The 479-nt window shown below is 43.6% G+C and carries 1 protein-coding gene; it reads left to right on the top strand.

Translation table 11 applies throughout. The features are described from left to right. The coding region (locus ON09_RS23870; RefSeq protein ID WP_029204607.1) for a Gfo/Idh/MocA family protein at nucleotides 1–479 on the top strand (479 nt) is incomplete at both ends.

The raw sequence follows: 479 nt of genomic DNA, 5'->3' as shown, positions 1-479 counted from the left end.
ATTGGGCGGATATGGCACCCGCTTCGCTGAAGCGATGAAAGACTGCACTAAAGCTAAGCTGGTGGGTGTTATCAGCGGTACTACTTCTAAAATTAAGGACTGGCAAGCGAAATACAATATCCCTGAAAAAAATTGCTACAATTACGACAACTTCGATCAGGTTAAAAACAATCCGGATATTGATGCGATTTATGTGATTACACCAAATGCATTGCATCACAGTCAGGTTATCCGTGTAGCCAATGCAGGAAAACACGCGATATGCGAAAAACCCATGGCGCTAAATGCCAGAGAAGGACAAGAGATGATAGATGCCTGTAAAAAAGCGAATGTAAAATTGCTGGTTGGTTACAGGATGCATTTTGAACCACGCACATTGGAAGTGATTCGGATGCGAAACGCAGGAGAATTTGGGAAGGTGATGTTTTTCCAGGGGCAATGCGGTTTTAAAGCAGGAGACCCTAAACAGTGGCGTTTAG

The organism is Pedobacter agri PB92 (assembly GCF_000258495.1).
GTDB lineage: Bacteria > Bacteroidota > Bacteroidia > Sphingobacteriales > Sphingobacteriaceae > Pedobacter > Pedobacter agri.
Note: the sequence above shows the minus strand (reverse complement) of the source record. Positions and strands in the feature narration are given on the sequence as shown.